The sequence below is a fragment of the Marinomonas fungiae genome (assembly GCF_001418205.1).
GTDB lineage: Bacteria > Pseudomonadota > Gammaproteobacteria > Pseudomonadales > Marinomonadaceae > Marinomonas > Marinomonas fungiae.
Genome location: NZ_LIQF01000013.1, coordinates 23130 through 39360, shown reverse-complemented (window position 1 = coordinate 39360; position 16231 = coordinate 23130). Strand labels below are relative to the sequence as shown.

Genomic DNA, 16231 nt, shown 5'->3' with positions numbered 1-16231 from the left:
TATATGGCAACGTGGGCGTTAGCCCACGCCGTAAGCAAGTTTATTTGGCCTCAAGACCAAACATGGTTTTGCGGTAGTGTTTTAGCTCTTCAATAGATTCAATAATGTCGTCCAGAGCCAAGTGCGAGCCCTTTTTCTCAAACCCATCAAGAGCTTCTGGCTTCCAGCGCTTCGCCAACTCTTTAATGGTACTGACGTCTAAGTAACGATAGTGAAAGTAAGCCTCAAGCTTAGGCATATACCGATAGAGGAAACGGCGGTCTTGACCGACACTGTTACCACAGATTGGCGATTTACCCGCTGGCAAATATTGCTCTAGAAATGCAATCGTTTGTGCCTCAGCATCCGCCATAGTAATTTTTGAATTCAGCACGCGCTCAGTCAAACCTGATTGACCATGATGCGTGGTACACCATTCATCCATAGCGTCCATTACCGCCTTCTCTTGGTGAATCGCTAAGTTAGGTCCTCTTCCCAAGACATTAAGATCTTTGTCCGTGACAATTGTCGCAATCTCAATGATGGTATCCGTGTCCGGCTCAAGCCCCGTCATTTCCAAATCAATCCAGATCAGGTTGTCTTCACTGTAACTCATATCGCACTCAGTCCTGTATTTTAATTGCCAGCCATTATACTCTATGCGTTTAAATTAACGACCTACAAATACGAATGTCAAAACGAAAGCTGACCAAACAACAAGCCTGGCGCATTGAGCGGATTCAAAAAGAACGCATGGAGCGCACACAAAAGCGTGCTGACCGTGCCGAGGAGACGTTACAGTCTTCTGATCTAGGGCCCGAGACCGAAGGCATCATCATCTCTCACTTTGGCACACAAGTTGAGGTCGAAGGCACACAAGAGCCTAATATTGGCATAAGCACCCGCTGTAATATGCGTGCTAACCTTGGTCAATTGGTCACCGGTGATAAGGTGGTTTGGCGTCCGAAGCAAAATGAAGGTGGTGTCGTGGTAGCTCGAGGAGATCGTGATACCCTACTGCAGCGCCCTGATATGCATGGTCGCCTAAAGCCGGTCGCAGCCAATATTGACTTTATTGTCATCGTTATCGCAGCAGAACCAGTTCCCCATGCCAACCTTATAGATCGCTATCTTGTGGCAGCAGAGACCGTCGATATTCCGCCCGTTATTCTTTTGAATAAATGTGATTTAATCGATGAGTCTAATAAAGAAGATCTAGAGAATCTACTCAGCACCTATATAAACCTTGGTTACCGAGTAATACGTACGTCGATCAAAAATGAACAAGGCATGAGCGAGCTGCATGCATTTTTACAAGATCGCATCAGCGTTTTCGTAGGTCAATCAGGAGTAGGGAAATCCTCATTAATCGGCTCCCTACTGCCAGGCATTGAAATTAGTGTTGGCGAGCTATCGCAGAAGCGTAAAAAAGGCACCCATACAACAACAACGGCTCGTCTATTCCATATGCCATCAGGAGGTGACTTGATTGACTCGCCTGGGATTCGTGAATTTGGTCTATGGCACATCAGCGAAGAGGAACTACTGGAAGGTTTTGTTGAATTTCGCCCCCACCTTGGCTATTGCAAGTTCCGCGACTGCTCTCACGAGCAAGAACCAGGCTGCGCCATCCGTGAAGCTCTTGAGAAAGGTGGAATCTCCGCACACCGTTTTGAAAGCTACCTTCGCATTCGTCAATCGATTCGCGACAACGACGCCTTCTAGCGCCAACTCTTAATTCAACTATGCCCCCCCTAGAAGACAGTCTCGGGGGTCATAGAAGAATCCAGCTGGATTTTTTCTCCGCCAAAGCGACGACGGCTACTTTCAAGCAGCCTCTTGTAAGCAGAATCGGTCATCAAGGTAATGGAAATACGTCGGTTCTCCGGACTATCAGGATTTACTCGATTATAGGGCACCGTATCCGCTAGACCGATCACCTGAGCGATGCGTCGCTGGGCAACCCCGCCTTCAACTAAAGCACGCTTAGCAGCGTTGGCGCGTTCACTCGACAAGTCCCAATTATCTTGATACCCATTACCAATAAATGCCAATGAGTCCGTATGACCAGTTATAACCAACGGGTTTTTTACTTGATTAAACACGGATGCCATGGACAGTAAAGTGTTTTCCATATCAGGCACTAATTGCGCGCTACCGCGTTCAAACATCGGTTTATCAGGATCGTCAATCAAGGTAATACGCACACCCTCAGGAGTAATCTCAATACGCATACTGTGATTATTGGAATTAATGCGATCTAAGCTCTTGAATTGCTCCACCAACATGGCGTTCATTTTCTCTAGCTCATCCCCATTATTGCCTTCACGCTGAGCAGTTTCGTCGGTTAATTTTGGGGTACTTCCGGGTTCAGGCAAATCCATATCCAACTTACGCTCAGTACTCATTGCAGGGCTTCCGCCCAAATCAATTGGTTTATTACTGTAACCGGCCGTTGAAAAACCGGCAGGATCATTGAAATACCCTTCAATGGCCGCTAATTCTTCTGGCGACGCCACATTAATAATCCATAGCACCAAGAAAAACGCCATCATTGCCAAAGCAAAGTCCGCTAACGCAATTTTCCATGCGCCACCGTGGTGACCACCTTTCTTGATTTTTTTTACGCGGCGAATGACGGGGTCGTAATTATTCATGACGTCCCCTTAACGAAATTGCTTCACTAGGTCTGACAATTCAATAAAACTTGGTCGAAGATGCGGCGGCAAAAGTTTACGCCCTGCTTCAACCGAAATAGCTGGAGGGTGGCCAGACGCCATAGCACTTAAACAGGCCTTAACACACAGATACGCTTGAAGTTCTTGCTCCCCCAGACGCTCAAGGTGAGCTGATACTGGTCCCACGAAGCCATAAGCAAAAAAGACCCCAAGAAACGTACCGACCAAGGCTGCGGCAACATGCGCACCAATTTCTTCCATTGGCCCACCAATCGACCCCATCGTAATAACAATACCCAATACCGCAGCGACGATACCGAAACCAGGCAATGCTTCGGCCACTCGGTTGACTGCGTGACCAGGAGCAATCAACTCTTCCGACACCAATTCCAATTCGGAATCCATCATGGCCTCAAGCTCATGGGAAGGCATACCGGTGATTGTAAAGACACGATAATTATCCGTGAAAAACTCTACCAATTCTCGATCTCGAACCACATCCGGAAAGCGATTAAAGAGCTCACTCTCAAACGGAGCCTCCACATCTTGTTCCACTGCTAAAAAACCATCTTGGCGACTACGCTGAAACAGGCTGAAAACACAGGTCAACAACTGGGAATAAAAGCCTCGATTATGACGACTACCAAGTAACACTTGCGGCAAAAGCTTAAAGGTTTTCTTTTGCAAGGACGCTGGATTGGCGATTAAAAAAGCACCTAACGCTGCACCACAGATAATCAGTACCTCGAACGGCTGCCATAATGCCAACAGCTCTCCATGAGACGCCAAATACCCTGTAACAACACTTACAATAACAATCAGCATTCCAGCGATTACGAACATTATTACATCCTACTTTTTGACAGTGTATGCTCACCAGACAATATACAGTATGATTAGTGCATCCATGCAATAGAAACGGCAATGCAACGATTATTTAACAATGCCCTGAGCCTTAAATGTAACGAGCTATGATGAATAAGTCACCCTTTGGCCTCAATGAATGGCTACTCTATCTGCAAGACAGGAAGTTTCCAGTTGGCTCTGACAGCATCGCTAAGCTTAAGAAGCAAATCAAAACACCTGATGAAACGCTTGATAGAATGCAAAAAAACATCGCCTCTGAACCGATGCTGGCTTTTGCTATCCTCAACCAAGCCAACACCATGGTTGAATACAAGCGCAACGATATCAAAAGCCCGATACACGCAGCCTCAATGATTGGCATGGCAGGCATTAGCAAGGTGTTTGATGCACTTGATTCTTATATAGCGAACGGCAAAAACCCCGCCCATCGCGCTTTTTCTCGTGAAGTGCAAATTAGTTATGAAGCAGCCGCCATAGCTCGCCGCTGGGCTATTGAAAAGAAAATCAGCCATGTGGAAGATGTTTTTTGGATCACTTTTTTTCGTGATGCGGTTCGTTGGTTGCTTTGGTACCATGCCCACGACGAAATGGAGCAATTAACCCAGCGGGTTCGGCGCGGCGAGAGCAATGTTACGGCCGAAAATGAATCTTTAGGCTGTCGTATCGATGAACTTACCGTTGCCCTATTCAAGTACTGGAAAGTACCAACAGTCATCATTGAATCATTTTTAACAGACCAAGTCCCGACAGCCGAAGAATTACAAAGCATCGCCCGCTTGACCCACACACCAGATCAACTACCCGGTTTTGCCGAAGACAAACGCATCACTATTTTGATGAATAGCCCGCTAATTTTGGCATACTGTGCAACACGTGTTTCACAGGAAGCTAATATAGTGGGCTGGGGAAGTAAAAACCTCCCATTCTTCTATCGAGTCATTGCGGCGATTATTCACATTCGCCTTGGCGATGCCATTCAAGTCACGCATTTCGCCACAACAGAAGCCGCTCGTGATGTTAGACATCCGGCCAAACATAGCCTAGCAGCGCAATTACTATCGCCAGCCCTATTTACACATACAACAGGCGCTGCAAGCGCCGCTAAGAAAGCCAAAGTAACACCCCTTGCGCAACTTCAAACGAAGCTAAAAGGCATTACCGATCATAAGCAGCGCACTACCCTTGCTATGAAAGCTCTCTTAGCTATTTTTAAAGGCCACAGTGAGCAAGTCCTCATCCTTAGGCACACAACAAGCGACAACAAACTTAGCCCGCTGCTGCAATTTGGCTATGATGTGAAAACGCTAAAAGAGATCAAGTGGAACTCTCCCTCTGGCGTAATCGCTAAGCTAGTCAGCAAACGTGTGGCGGTGCACTTTGATGAAAACAAATTTGCCAGTATGACAAAAGATTTACCGGATGGGATTGACGCGCTACTCAATGGCAAACAGCACCTATTCCTCGCTTCCTCACCTATCAATGAGCAAGAAACTTACATTTACTGGTTGGCAGGTAAAGGCCAATTAGACCGAAATCAATTTGACACCTTTAAACGTGTTATAAAACTTGCAGACTAAATTATCGTATTAGGAATACACTTGTGAATAAAGACAAGCTTTTTGCTTTCGTTCAGCATATTACTCCACAAAAAGCCCTCTCTCGCTTTGTCGGTCGCATTGCGGAGTGTACTAACAAGCCAGTTAAAAACACTTTCATTAGCCAGTTTGTTAAAAAATACCAAGTCGATATGAGTGAAGCGATCAATGAGAATCCGTTAAGCTATCGCAACTTTAATGATTTTTTCACGCGCGCAATCAAACCTGAAATGCGCCCCATTGCTCAAGGTGACAAAGTAATTGCATGCCCTGCAGACGGCGCCATCAGCCAAATTGGCAGCATTGATCATGGAACTATCTACCAAGCCAAAGGTCACCGTTATAGCTTAACAGAGCTACTTGGTGGCGATGCGGAGCTCTCCAATCAATTCCTTGGTGGCAAATTTGCCACAGTTTACCTGTCACCTCGTGACTACCATCGCGTACATATGCCATTAGATGGCAAGCTGGTGAAAACCATTCATGTGCCAGGCAAACTTTTCTCCGTCAATAAAGTGACCGCTGAACAAATCCCAAATGTGTTTGCACGTAACGAGCGCACCGTTTGTATCTTTGATACCGTTGCAGGGCCTATGGCTGTGATTCTTGTCGGTGCCATGATCGTTGCCAGCATTGAGACTGTTTGGACAGGTCAAGTGACACCATTTAGCAAACAAGTACAGACTTGGGACTACGACAAGCTTGCCAACATTGAACTGAAAAAAGGTGAGGAAATGGGCCGCTTTAAGCTTGGCTCGACCGCGATTGTGCTATTTGGCAAAGACGTGGCCGAATGGGAAAAACATCTACAAGCGGACAGCCAAACACGTATGGGCATGGAGTTTGGTCGCGTTATCGCTTAGCCAAAGAAAAACACCCAATCATAAAAAACCCGCACACTGTGCGGGTTTTTTATTCACCATAGAAATACCTTATGGCATCTCGTCTTCTAGCTCTTCTTTTGGTGCTGGCACCAAATCTTCGCGAGTTATATTTTGCGCCAACAATAGATTGGCCGCTACAAAGATAGAGGAGTAAGTACCGATCAAAATACCGATCAGCAGCGCTAGAGAGAAGTTGTGAATACTCTCACCACCAAAGAAGAACAATACCACCAAGACAAACAAGGTCGTCATCGATGTAATGATCGTACGATCCAGAGTTTGATTGATAGACTCATTAATCAAATCGTATGGTGTAGTATCCCGCATAATACGAAAGTTCTCACGGATACGGTCACACACCACAATAGTGTCGTTTAGCGAGTAACCAATCACCGCCAGAATAGCAGCCAACACCGTCAGGTCAAACTCCAGCCCCAAGAGAGAGAAGATACCTAAAGTGATAATCACATCGTGAGCCAACGCCACCACCGAAGCCACTGAGAACTTAAACTGAAAGCGTACTGCTACGTATACCATCACGATGGCTAGAGCTAGCAGCATACCTAAACCACCCTGCTCACGCAGCTCCTCACCTACTTGACCGCCCACGTACTCAGAGCGCATTAACTCAACTTTCACACTGCCGTTATCGCGCAGCGTGCTTAGCACCTCATCTCCCAAGGTTGGCGTGTAGGCATTCCCCATACGCACCACCACATCAACTGGCGATCCAAAGTTCTGTACCGTGACATCTTGGTAATCACCTTCTGCTAGCAAGGTACGCACTTCATCCAGCGCTGGCGCCTTAGCGTACTGCACCTCAATCAAGCTACCGCCAGTAAAGTCTAGGCCAAACTTAAGACCTTTTACCGCCAGAGAGCCTAAAGAAACCAGCACCATCGCAATCGAGATCATCGCGACGACTTTGCGCATTGCCATAAATGGAATATTCATCGTTTCGCCATCTCCTAGATAAATAAACGCTTATTTTTACGTCCGCCGTACACCAAATTAATTTGGGCACGCGTTACGACAATCGCCGTAAACATAGACGTCAAAATACCAAGAGAAAGTGTCACAGCGAAGCCTTTAACTGGCCCCGTGCCCACCGCGAATAGAATCACCGCCACCAACAAGGTCGTAATGTTAGCATCCAAAATGGTTGTAAAAGCGCGATTGAAACCAGAATGAATGGCTTGTTGACTCGGCAAGCCAGCTTTGAGCTCTTCCCGTATCCTAGAGAATATGAGTACGTTGGCATCCACCGCCATACCCATGGTCAAAACGATACCTGCAATACCCGGCAAAGTCAGTGTCGCTGACAACAACGACATACAGGCCATCAACAAAACGATGTTTAGTGCTAGCGAGATGTTCGCAAACAAACCAAATACCTTGTAGTACACCAGCATAAATGCCATCACGACAAGCAGACCAATCTGTGCCGACAACACACCTAAACGAATGTTCTCAGCACCTAGACTTGGACCGATAGTACGCTCTTCAACGAAGTAAATCGGCGCAGCCAAAGCACCCGCACGAAGCAACAGCGCCAACTCAGAGGATTCACGAGGACTATCAAGACCGGTGATACGGAACGAATTACCCAAGGTCGTTTGAATCGTAGCAAGAGAAATGATGTTTTTCTCACTGTAGCTACGACGCACTTCGGTCAGCTTGCCATCTTCACCTTCAACAAAGCGACTACGACTCTTATGCTCGATGAACACCACCGCCATATTACGACCCACGGCTGTACGTGTAGTACGAGCCATCTGTGAACCGCCTTTACCATCTAGGCTGATGTTAACTTGCGGACGACCGTTCTCATCAAAAGACGAGCTTGCATCCGCGACACTATCGCCGGTGATGATCACATCCCGCTCTAAACGAGCCGTACGACCACTGCCATCACGAAACGTTAGCGTATCGACATCCGCAGCATTAGCATCAAGACCTGCTTCCAAACGAAACTCTAGGTTCGCCGTGGCACCGATAATACGTTTCGCCGCGGCAGTGTCCTGAACGCCTGGTAGTTCAACCACAATACGATTGCTACCTTGACGCTGAACCAATGGTTCAGCCACACCAAGCTCGTTTACACGGTTACGAAGCGTGGTTAAGTTTTGCTGCAATGCATAGGCTTCCACTTCAGCACGAGCCGCTTCAGTGAAACCAATCTCAACAAAGTAATCAGTGCCATCGTTAGAGGTATTGTAAACGTATTCTGAGAATTCATCTTGCAGCAACTCAAGTGCCGCTTGCTGATCCTCTTCACGCAAGAAGCGAATCGACATCACACCGCCGTTCACTTCTACGCTGCGGTAACGAATACGTTCCGTACGCATGCTGTTTTTCATTTCACTGGCAGCAACATCTAAACGCTGCTTCAATGCCGCAGGCGTATCCACTTCTAACAAGAAGTGCACACCACCACGTAAGTCCAGACCAAGTTTTGCAGGGCCCGCGCCAATGGAAGACAACCACTCAGGTGTTGTTGGCACCAAGTTAAGTGCCACAACGTAATTCTCGCCTAAAGCTGCAGCAATGACGGGTTTTGCAGCCAATTGGTCTTCACCGTTGTTAAAACGCAGAGTACCGCCAGCGCTTGTCACTTCGGCTTGTTTTAGATCTATTCCAGCGTCTTGAAGAGCTTTCTCTGCTGTTGCAAGGGTGCGCTGATCAACCACAGAAGTGGATTTTTGAGTGGATAGTTGAAGTGCTGGATCGTCTGGATAGAGGTTTGGCAGTGCGTAAATTACGCCAAGCGCGATCACTAGCAGGATAAGCAAATACTTCCACAAGGGGTACTTGTTGAGCATGTAAGGTCCTTGGAGCTAACAAATAAAATGACCAAGAAAGCAGAAAAGCGCCGCTAGGCGCTTTTCTCATAACATTAGATCGATTTCAGAGTGCCTTTTGGCAACACTGCACCAACTGCAGATTTCTGGAACTTCATCTCAATGTTATCGGCAACTTCTAGTACAACGTAGTTATCATCAACTTTCGTTACGCGACCTAGAACACCACCATTTGTTACCACTTCTGTGCCTTTCGCCAAAGAAGCAAGCAGGTTGCGATGCTCTTTAGTGCGTTTAGCTTGTGGACGCCACATCAAGAAATAAAAGATAACAACAAAACCAACCAACAATACAAGGTTGAAAATCCCTGCGTCAGCTGGTGCAGCACCTTCAGCGTATGCTGGTGAGATCAAAGCGATCATGGTGTTTACTCTCCAATGGTTAAAAAAACGGTTTGCGCATGTATTTAGTAAATAGTTGCACAACTTTGACAATTCTATCGACAGTTACTCACTCAGTGGTGGAGTTTCCATACCACGTTTCGCGTAAAACTCATCTACGAAGGCATCAAATCTACCTTCATCTAGCGCCTGACGCAATCCCGCCATTAATGTCTGGTAGTAACGTAAGTTATGGATGGTGTTTAATTGTGCACCGACCATCTCTTGGCATTTGTCTAGATGATGTAAATATGACCGAGAAAAGTTTTTACAAGTATAACAATCACATTCTTTATCTAATGGGTTCGTGTCGTACCGATGGAAGGCATTACGGATACGCACAATGCCTTCAGAAGTAAACAAGTGACCGTTACGCGCATTGCGCGTTGGCATAACACAGTCAAACATGTCCACACCACGACGCACACCTTCAACTAGATCTTCAGGCTTACCCACCCCCATTAGGTAGCGAGGCTTATCCTCCGGCATTTTGTAAGCTAAATGATCGAGGATACGCACCATGTCTTCTTTAGGCTCACCCACAGATAGACCACCGATGGCGTAACCATCAAAGCCAATATTGGTTAAACCCTCTAAAGATTCGTCGCGCAACTGCTCATACATGCTGCCTTGAATGATACCAAACAATGCGGATGGACTATCACCATGGGCATCTTTCGAACGTTGAGCCCAACGCAAACTCATGCGCATGGACTTTGCTGCTTCATCTTCGGTAGCTGGGTATGGCGTACATTCGTCAAAAATCATCACGATATCAGAGCCTAGATCGCGCTGCACCTGCATCGAAATCTCAGGGCTCAGGAACACCTTGTCACCGTTGACAGGCGAGCGAAAACTAACGCCTTCTTCAGTGATTTTGCGCATATCACCCAAAGAGAATACTTGGAAACCACCCGAGTCGGTCAGGATAGGTTTTTGCCATTGAGTAAAATCATGCAAGTCACCATGAGCTTTAATCACATCCGTTCCTGGACGCAACCAAAGGTGGAAAGTATTACCAAGAATAATATCCGCGCCAATGGCTTCGATATCCTTGGTTAACATACTTTTAACAGTACCGTAGGTACCAACAGGCATGAACGCAGGCGTTTCAATGTCGCCGCGAGGAAAGCTCAAGCGCGCACGGCGAGCTTTACCTGAGGTCGCTAACACCTCAAAGTCCATAAAACACTCTGGACGTTTATCTGACATTCGTCTTATTCCTCAGCAGTCGGCCCTTCGGCCTTTGGGTTTCGAGTAATAAACATGGCATCGCCGTAACTGAAGAAACGGTATTTCTCTGCGACAGCAACGCGGTAAGCATTCATCACATTGCTATAGCCAGCAAAAGCGCTGATCAACATGATGAGGGTCGATTCTGGTAGGTGGAAGTTAGTCACCAACACATCAACGGTTTTAAATTCATAACCAGGGTAAATAAAAATACTGGTATCGGTCGCAAACGGTTCAATCTGACCCGTTTGGCTAGCGGACTCTAACGAACGTACACTGGTGGTACCAACGGCAATGACTCGCTTACCAGCGGCCTTGGTGGCACGCACTTTATCAACGACTTCTTGTGATACTTCAGCGTATTCAGAATGCATCACGTGATCTTTGATATCGTCAACACGCACGGGCTGAAAAGTCCCCGCACCTACGTGAAGAGTGACGAATGCCGTATCCACCCCTTTCTCTTTTAATTTTGCCAACAAGGCATCATCAAAATGCAAACCTGCGGTCGGAGCTGCCACCGCCCCCGGGGTTTTGTTGTATACCGTTTGATAACGTTCTTGGTCGCTTTCGTCATCAGGACGCTCAATATATGGTGGCAAAGGCATGTGCCCTACCTTTTCCAATACTTCTAGCACCGGCTCATCAAAGCGCAAATGAAACAAGGTATCGTCACGACCGATCATCTCGGCTCCATGGCAAGCACCCCGGTCTGTACCCAGTTCTAAACGGTTACCGACTTTAGGTGACTTACTACAACGAACATGCGCTAAGATTTCGTGTTCTGATAACAAACGCTCAACCAACAGCTCAAGCTTACCGCCCGACGCTTTTTGGCCGTAAAGCCGAGCAGGAATCACTCGGGTGTTGTTAAACACCATTAAGTCGCCCGGTTCAACGAAGTCTAAAACATCTTTAAATGTATGGTGTGACAGTTCGCCTGTTGGGCCGTCAAGTTTAAGCAAGCGGCTCGCCGTTCGTTCAGGCATCGGGTAGCGTGCAATGAGTTCCTCAGGTAGCTCAAAGCGATAATCAGAAACGCGCATAATAGCTATTTTAACTTCAACCTAGAAAAATGATGCGGCATTTTAGCGAATTTCTATTCACTTGGGTACGATATAAGAAGATTTCCCATTTAACTGCTTGGTTAATTTTTGCTTTTGGTCAGCTTTTAAACAAAAGCTAATCAAGCTAAAGTTTTTTGATTTATTTCGGAAAAAACCGTTGACACCCCAAAATAAATAACCATAATACGCCTCACCTTTTTCAAAGCCAGTGTGGTGGAATTGGTAGACACGATGGATTCAAAATCCATTGCCTATAAAGCGTGCCGGTTCGAGTCCGGCCACTGGTACCATCTTTATGATGCGAAAAGCCCCAAGCGAAAGCTTGGGGCTTTTTTCGTTTTAGCCACTGACAAGCAATCAGCAAATCTCTCTTGAGCACCAAAGCAAAAAAACGGCGCCTATTTAGTAGGCGCCGTTGCAGGAAACTTCAAATTGGAAACTTAGCCAATCATTTGGCCGTCATCACGAGAGATCGCGATCACACTTGAACGCGGTGTGCCGCCGTTTGGCCAGTTAGAGTTACCACCTTCGCCTGGGTGCTGGATACTTACGAACATGGTCGTACGATCTGCACTCCACGCTGCACCAGTGATTTCACACTCTTTAGGACCCACAAGGAAACGTTTGATTTCACCTGTTTCTGGATCACCTACCAACATTTGGTTGTTGCCCTGACCAGCGAAGTCTTTTTCGTTTGAATAGTTGCCGTCCGTTTGAATCCAAAGCATGCCTTTCTTGTCAAACTTCAAGCCGTCTGGAGAGTTAAACATGTTGTCTTTGTTGACGTTCTTAGAACCCGCGTAAGCATCATCGTAAACCGCAGGGTTACCCGCTAGGACAAATAGATCCCAAGTAAATTTCTCAGCAGTGTGATCTTGGTTAGCTGGTACCCAACGAACGATTTGGCCGTAGTTGTTTTTCACACGTGGATTTGGACCTACCGCAGGTGTTTCATCGCCACCCGCATTTGGCTTAACGCCACGGTTTTTGTTGTTCGTTAGAGAGCAGTAAACTTCTGCTTTGTTCGGGTTAGACGCTACCCACTCAGGACGATCCATCGTCGTCGCGCCCACTTTGGAAGCTGCTTCACGAGTGTAGATCGCGATTTCTGGCGCACTCATGCCAGTCGACTCTGGCGTTAGTGCAATCCAGTGACCAGTGTTGTTTTCGTTGAATTTAGCAACATACAACGTACCTTCTTCTAGAAGATCCGTGTTGTCACCACCCACCACGTATTTGTTCTTAGATACGAAGCGGTATAGGAATTCACCACGCTCATCATCACCTAGGTAAACCACCACGTGACCGTTGGCTGCCACTTCGACTTCCGCGTTTTCGTGCTTGAAGCGACCTAGTGCCGTACGTTTCTTCGGACGCGCTTTCGGGTTTAGTGGATCGATCTCAACGATGTAACCAAAACGGTTTGGCTCTTGTGGGTCTTTCGACAGATCAAAGCGATCGTCCGCTAGCGCCCAGTTGTAACCACGGTCTTTATGGCTGATACCGTAACGTTTCATTTGTGGCGTTAGCGCAAAGTCAGCTGAGCTTGAAGAGAAGTAACCGTTGAAGTTTTCTTCACACGTTAGGTAAGTACCCCATGGCGTTTGACCGTTACCACAGTTGTTCCAAGTACCTTTCGCTACCACACCTTTTGGATCGGCTTTGGTCTTCATTAGATCATGGCCGCGTGCAGGACCTGTGATGTCCATTTCCGTATCAGCAGTAATACGACGGTTGAATTCAGAATCTTTTACAATGCCCCATTTACCGTCTTTACGCGCGATTTCAACCACAGATACACCATGTGCTGCTTTGTTTTTACGCACGTCATCCGCATTGATCGGCTTACCATCTGCACGGTTAGCATGCAGCGTCGTAGCATTGGTGTATTCATTGTTAACACAAAGGATTTGACGACCGTTGTGAGAGAATAGCGCCATACCATCGTTGTGGTCACCAAACGCTAGTTCCTGAGACTCACCGGTTCCACCTGTTGCTGGATCAAATTCTGGTGCGTTCGAGAATAGCGGCTCACCCCAAGATGCCAACACCTGCCAGTTGTAACCTTTTGGCACAGTCACAGTATCCAGCGCATTCGCTTTTACCATTTCAAATGCTAGGCGAGACATTTTCATCTCTTCGCCCGCTAAGGCTTTACCTGCCGCCAGTGTTGTTGAACCCATAACAAACGCTGTTGCGCCCATTGCAGCACCACCGGTTAAGAAACCACGACGAGACACCATCGCTTTCGCTGTTTCTTCAAATTCAACCACTTCAACCGCTGGACGGACTAACTCATCGTGCTCATCAAAACCTAGCATTTGATCGTGCTTAACTGACATTGCAATTCCCTCAATCTATCAATTGTTTGTATTTATTCGCGCTCTGGCTGCGCAATAGGTTTCATTCGAAACATATTTAGCCGTGATTGAATGTCATTTGCGTGATATTTGAGTGACAATTTGATTACAATTTAAAGTGATCGTGAAGAAAAGCTCTTTTATATTAAAACGTTAGAAACTATGGCCGATAATCTATGCTCAGGTAAAGACGCCATACAAATGAAGATCAGGTTACTTCTAAAAATAACCTGAACCAAACGAAAGGTAGGTTTTTAGCTCAAATAGGATTAAGAGTTCAGAAACTGAGAACACTCTCGACGCCCAGATAAAAACTGGTGAAGATCTTCAGTCGGTATGGCTTTGGAATAGAGAAAACCCTGAGCAAAATCACACCCCATTCCTGCTAAAATATCGTGCTGCTCCTGATCTTCAATCCCTTCGGCCGTCACCGTTAAGTTCAGAGATTTAGCAATCGAGACGATGGCTTCCAACATCACACGACCGCGATGGGTTTTCACATCATTAACAAAGGCGCGGTCTATTTTTAAGTTGTCTAGCGGCAGTTTGCCCAAATAGCTCAATGCAGAATACCCCGTACCAAAGTCATCCAAACAAATCTTTATGCGATGAGTACGCAATAGATCCGCATTCGCTTTCACGGCTTCTCCGATGGAAAGAACCGCATCCTCGGTGACTTCCACTTCAACCACTTGAGATGGCAACCCTCGTTCTTGCAACCCCAAAATCAAGTGCTCAATCACATCTCTACGCACAAAGCTTCGAGCAGAGACATTGATTGAGACCGGCGTCGCTTCACAGAATATCGAACGATGTGCTTGAATCGCATTAAGTGTCTTAGTAATGATGTACTTATCCAGCTCAACCACTAAATCCAATTCATTGACCACATTGATGATTTCAAGGGGCGAGACAAAACCCAATTTGCTGTCGTGCCAGCGCATTAAGGCTTCGAATCCACACACCTCTTTTGAGCGCAAGTCTATTTTGGGTTGCATAAAGACCTTAATCTTACCCAAACCTAATGCGGTCAGAAGATTCTTTTCAATCAGCTTAGAACGCTCATATTGCTTTTGAATTGCCTCGTTATAGAGCACCAGCGGAATATTTTCTTGCTCAGAATGAACCAGAGCCATATGCGAACGAGCCACTGATTGATCAAAACTTTCACCCGGCTCATACACTGCACAACCAGCCCGTAGCTCCGTCGCGATAACCTCGTGTAAATTCAACATCTCTTGCAAATTGTTCAAACACGCACCGACATAATCCTCTACATCGCAGTAATGAGGTACGCGATAGACGACTAAAAAACATCCCTGCGCAAGGCGACTTGCCATGACAATAGTCGAATCCTGATCAAACACGGAGGTAATACGTCGTAACTTCTCATCTACCTCTGTATTACCGTCCAGCTTCAGTATGCGTTTTAAGTTGGCTAATTCAAACTGAACAAAAGCATAAGGTTGCGCTTTACTGGCGGGCCCCAAAAGATCAAATTTTTTACGAATGAATTCAAGATTTGGCAGCCTAGTAACCGTATCAAAATGCTTTAAGAAAAAAGCCTCATTTGCCGCAATGACTTTTTCAGAGACATCAATACCCACCGCCTGAATATGCGTACCATCGCGATCTGTCACACGACGCAGCCACCACTCCACCTCATTGCACTGCCCTCCTACTTGCAGGGTTAGAGGCAACTTAAACTCATTTTCTCCACCATGACGCATCATTTCCAGACGGCTGACAAACTCACTTTTACTACTTTCAAATAAACAGTCGACGAACTTATCAACGCGCTTGGTAACTGGCACATTGAATAAGCTTTCAAACGTGCGGTTGGCTAGCATAATCTCGCCGTCTAAGGTCATGCGCACAATAAACAGACCTTGACTATCAAATACACTTCGATAGCGCATATCGATTCGCTCAAGCTGGTACAGTGCGCGCTTGTATTCTGTTAAGTCATGACAAATACCAACAAAAGCAGGCTTTTGATCTAAACCAATGGTTTTACCAATCGACAAGTGCATTTCGAACAATTCACCATTTTTACGACACGCCACGACTTCGCGCCCACGGCCAATAATTTCCGTTTTACCCGTGGTTAGATGACCATGAATATATTCATCATGCTTTATTGCTATCTCTTTTGGCATCAGAATCGATACGTTACGACCAATCACCTCTTCAGCCTGATAGCCAAACAGCTGCTCTGCTGCAGGAGAAAAAGTTTCAATGATGCCTCGGTAATTAATAATAATGATTCCATCCGCCGCTGCATTTAACAGCGCTTGGTACAAAATTCCCTCTTGACTGCTCATATT

Annotated in this window: 13 protein-coding genes and 1 tRNA gene; 4 read left to right on the top strand and 10 right to left on the bottom strand. The window is 46.4% G+C overall.

The features are described 5' to 3' along the window. Window positions 1–40: 40 nt before the first annotated feature. A complete protein-coding gene (gene orn, locus ASC49_RS15935) occupies window positions 41–595 on the bottom strand; it encodes an oligoribonuclease (protein ID WP_055464241.1) in 555 nt (184 codons plus the stop codon). A 74-nt stretch (window positions 596–669) separates the two neighbouring features. Here orn and rsgA point away from each other — a divergent pair, with 74 nt between their 5' ends. Continuing rightward, complete coding sequence (gene rsgA / locus ASC49_RS15930) at window positions 670–1704, top strand: small ribosomal subunit biogenesis GTPase RsgA (RefSeq protein ID WP_055464240.1); 1035 nt, start codon at window positions 670–672, stop codon at window positions 1702–1704. Window positions 1705–1733: 29 nt separating this feature from the next. On the opposite strand, the gene ASC49_RS15925 is transcribed toward rsgA, so the two are convergent. Further along, window positions 1734–2636: an OmpA family protein gene (locus ASC49_RS15925; protein ID WP_055464239.1), complete on the bottom strand. Its 903-nt coding sequence runs from the start codon at window positions 2634–2636 to the stop codon at window positions 1734–1736. 9 nt (window positions 2637–2645) lie between these two features. Continuing rightward, window positions 2646–3500: a flagellar motor stator protein MotA gene (gene motA, locus ASC49_RS15920; protein WP_055464238.1), complete on the bottom strand. Its 855-nt coding sequence runs from the start codon at window positions 3498–3500 to the stop codon at window positions 2646–2648. Between the two features lie 128 nt (window positions 3501–3628). On the opposite strand from motA, the gene ASC49_RS15915 reads away from it, so the two are divergent. Continuing rightward, window positions 3629–5101 carry an HDOD domain-containing protein gene (locus ASC49_RS15915; RefSeq protein WP_072242147.1) on the top strand — a complete coding sequence of 491 codons (1473 nt, stop codon included), beginning with the start codon at window positions 3629–3631 and terminating at the stop codon, window positions 5099–5101. A 23-nt stretch (window positions 5102–5124) separates the two neighbouring features. Further along, complete coding sequence (asd, locus tag ASC49_RS15910) at window positions 5125–5982, top strand: archaetidylserine decarboxylase (protein WP_055464236.1); 858 nt, start codon at window positions 5125–5127, stop codon at window positions 5980–5982. Window positions 5983–6051: 69 nt separating this feature from the next. Here the strand turns inward: asd and secF are convergent, their stop codons facing one another. The 5 genes from secF to queA form a co-directional block, all read right to left on the bottom strand. Then, window positions 6052–6957 carry a protein translocase subunit SecF gene (gene secF / locus ASC49_RS15905; RefSeq protein WP_055464235.1) on the bottom strand — a complete coding sequence of 302 codons (906 nt, stop codon included), beginning with the start codon at window positions 6955–6957 and terminating at the stop codon, window positions 6052–6054. A gap of 14 nt (window positions 6958–6971) precedes the next feature. Then, complete coding sequence (gene secD, locus ASC49_RS15900) at window positions 6972–8825, bottom strand: protein translocase subunit SecD (protein ID WP_055464234.1); 1854 nt, start codon at window positions 8823–8825, stop codon at window positions 6972–6974. Window positions 8826–8899: 74 nt separating this feature from the next. Then, entirely contained in the window at window positions 8900–9226 is a 327-nt protein-coding gene (gene yajC / locus ASC49_RS15895) for a preprotein translocase subunit YajC (protein WP_055464233.1), read from the bottom strand. 84 nt (window positions 9227–9310) lie between these two features. Beyond that, the gene (tgt, locus tag ASC49_RS15890; RefSeq protein ID WP_211262073.1) at window positions 9311–10429 is read right to left on the bottom strand and encodes a tRNA guanosine(34) transglycosylase Tgt; all 1119 of its coding nucleotides are present in this window, start codon (window positions 10427–10429) and stop codon (window positions 9311–9313) included. 32 nt (window positions 10430–10461) lie between these two features. Beyond that, window positions 10462–11523, bottom strand: coding sequence for a tRNA preQ1(34) S-adenosylmethionine ribosyltransferase-isomerase QueA (queA, locus tag ASC49_RS15885; RefSeq protein WP_055464231.1), 1062 nt, complete (start codon window positions 11521–11523; stop codon window positions 10462–10464). A gap of 225 nt (window positions 11524–11748) precedes the next feature. On the opposite strand from queA, the gene ASC49_RS15880 reads away from it, so the two are divergent. Continuing rightward, a tRNA-Leu gene (locus tag ASC49_RS15880) sits at window positions 11749–11834 on the top strand. A 150-nt stretch (window positions 11835–11984) separates the two neighbouring features. Here the strand turns inward: ASC49_RS15880 and ASC49_RS15875 are convergent. Together ASC49_RS15875 and ASC49_RS15870 are read right to left on the bottom strand one after the other, a co-directional pair. Further along, window positions 11985–13886, bottom strand: a complete 1902-nt coding sequence (locus ASC49_RS15875) for a PhoX family protein (RefSeq protein ID WP_055464230.1) — start codon at window positions 13884–13886, stop codon at window positions 11985–11987. Between the two features lie 287 nt (window positions 13887–14173). After that, window positions 14174–16228, bottom strand: a complete 2055-nt coding sequence (locus tag ASC49_RS15870; protein WP_055464229.1) for an EAL domain-containing protein — start codon at window positions 16226–16228, stop codon at window positions 14174–14176. Window positions 16229–16231: the final 3 nt, after the last annotated feature.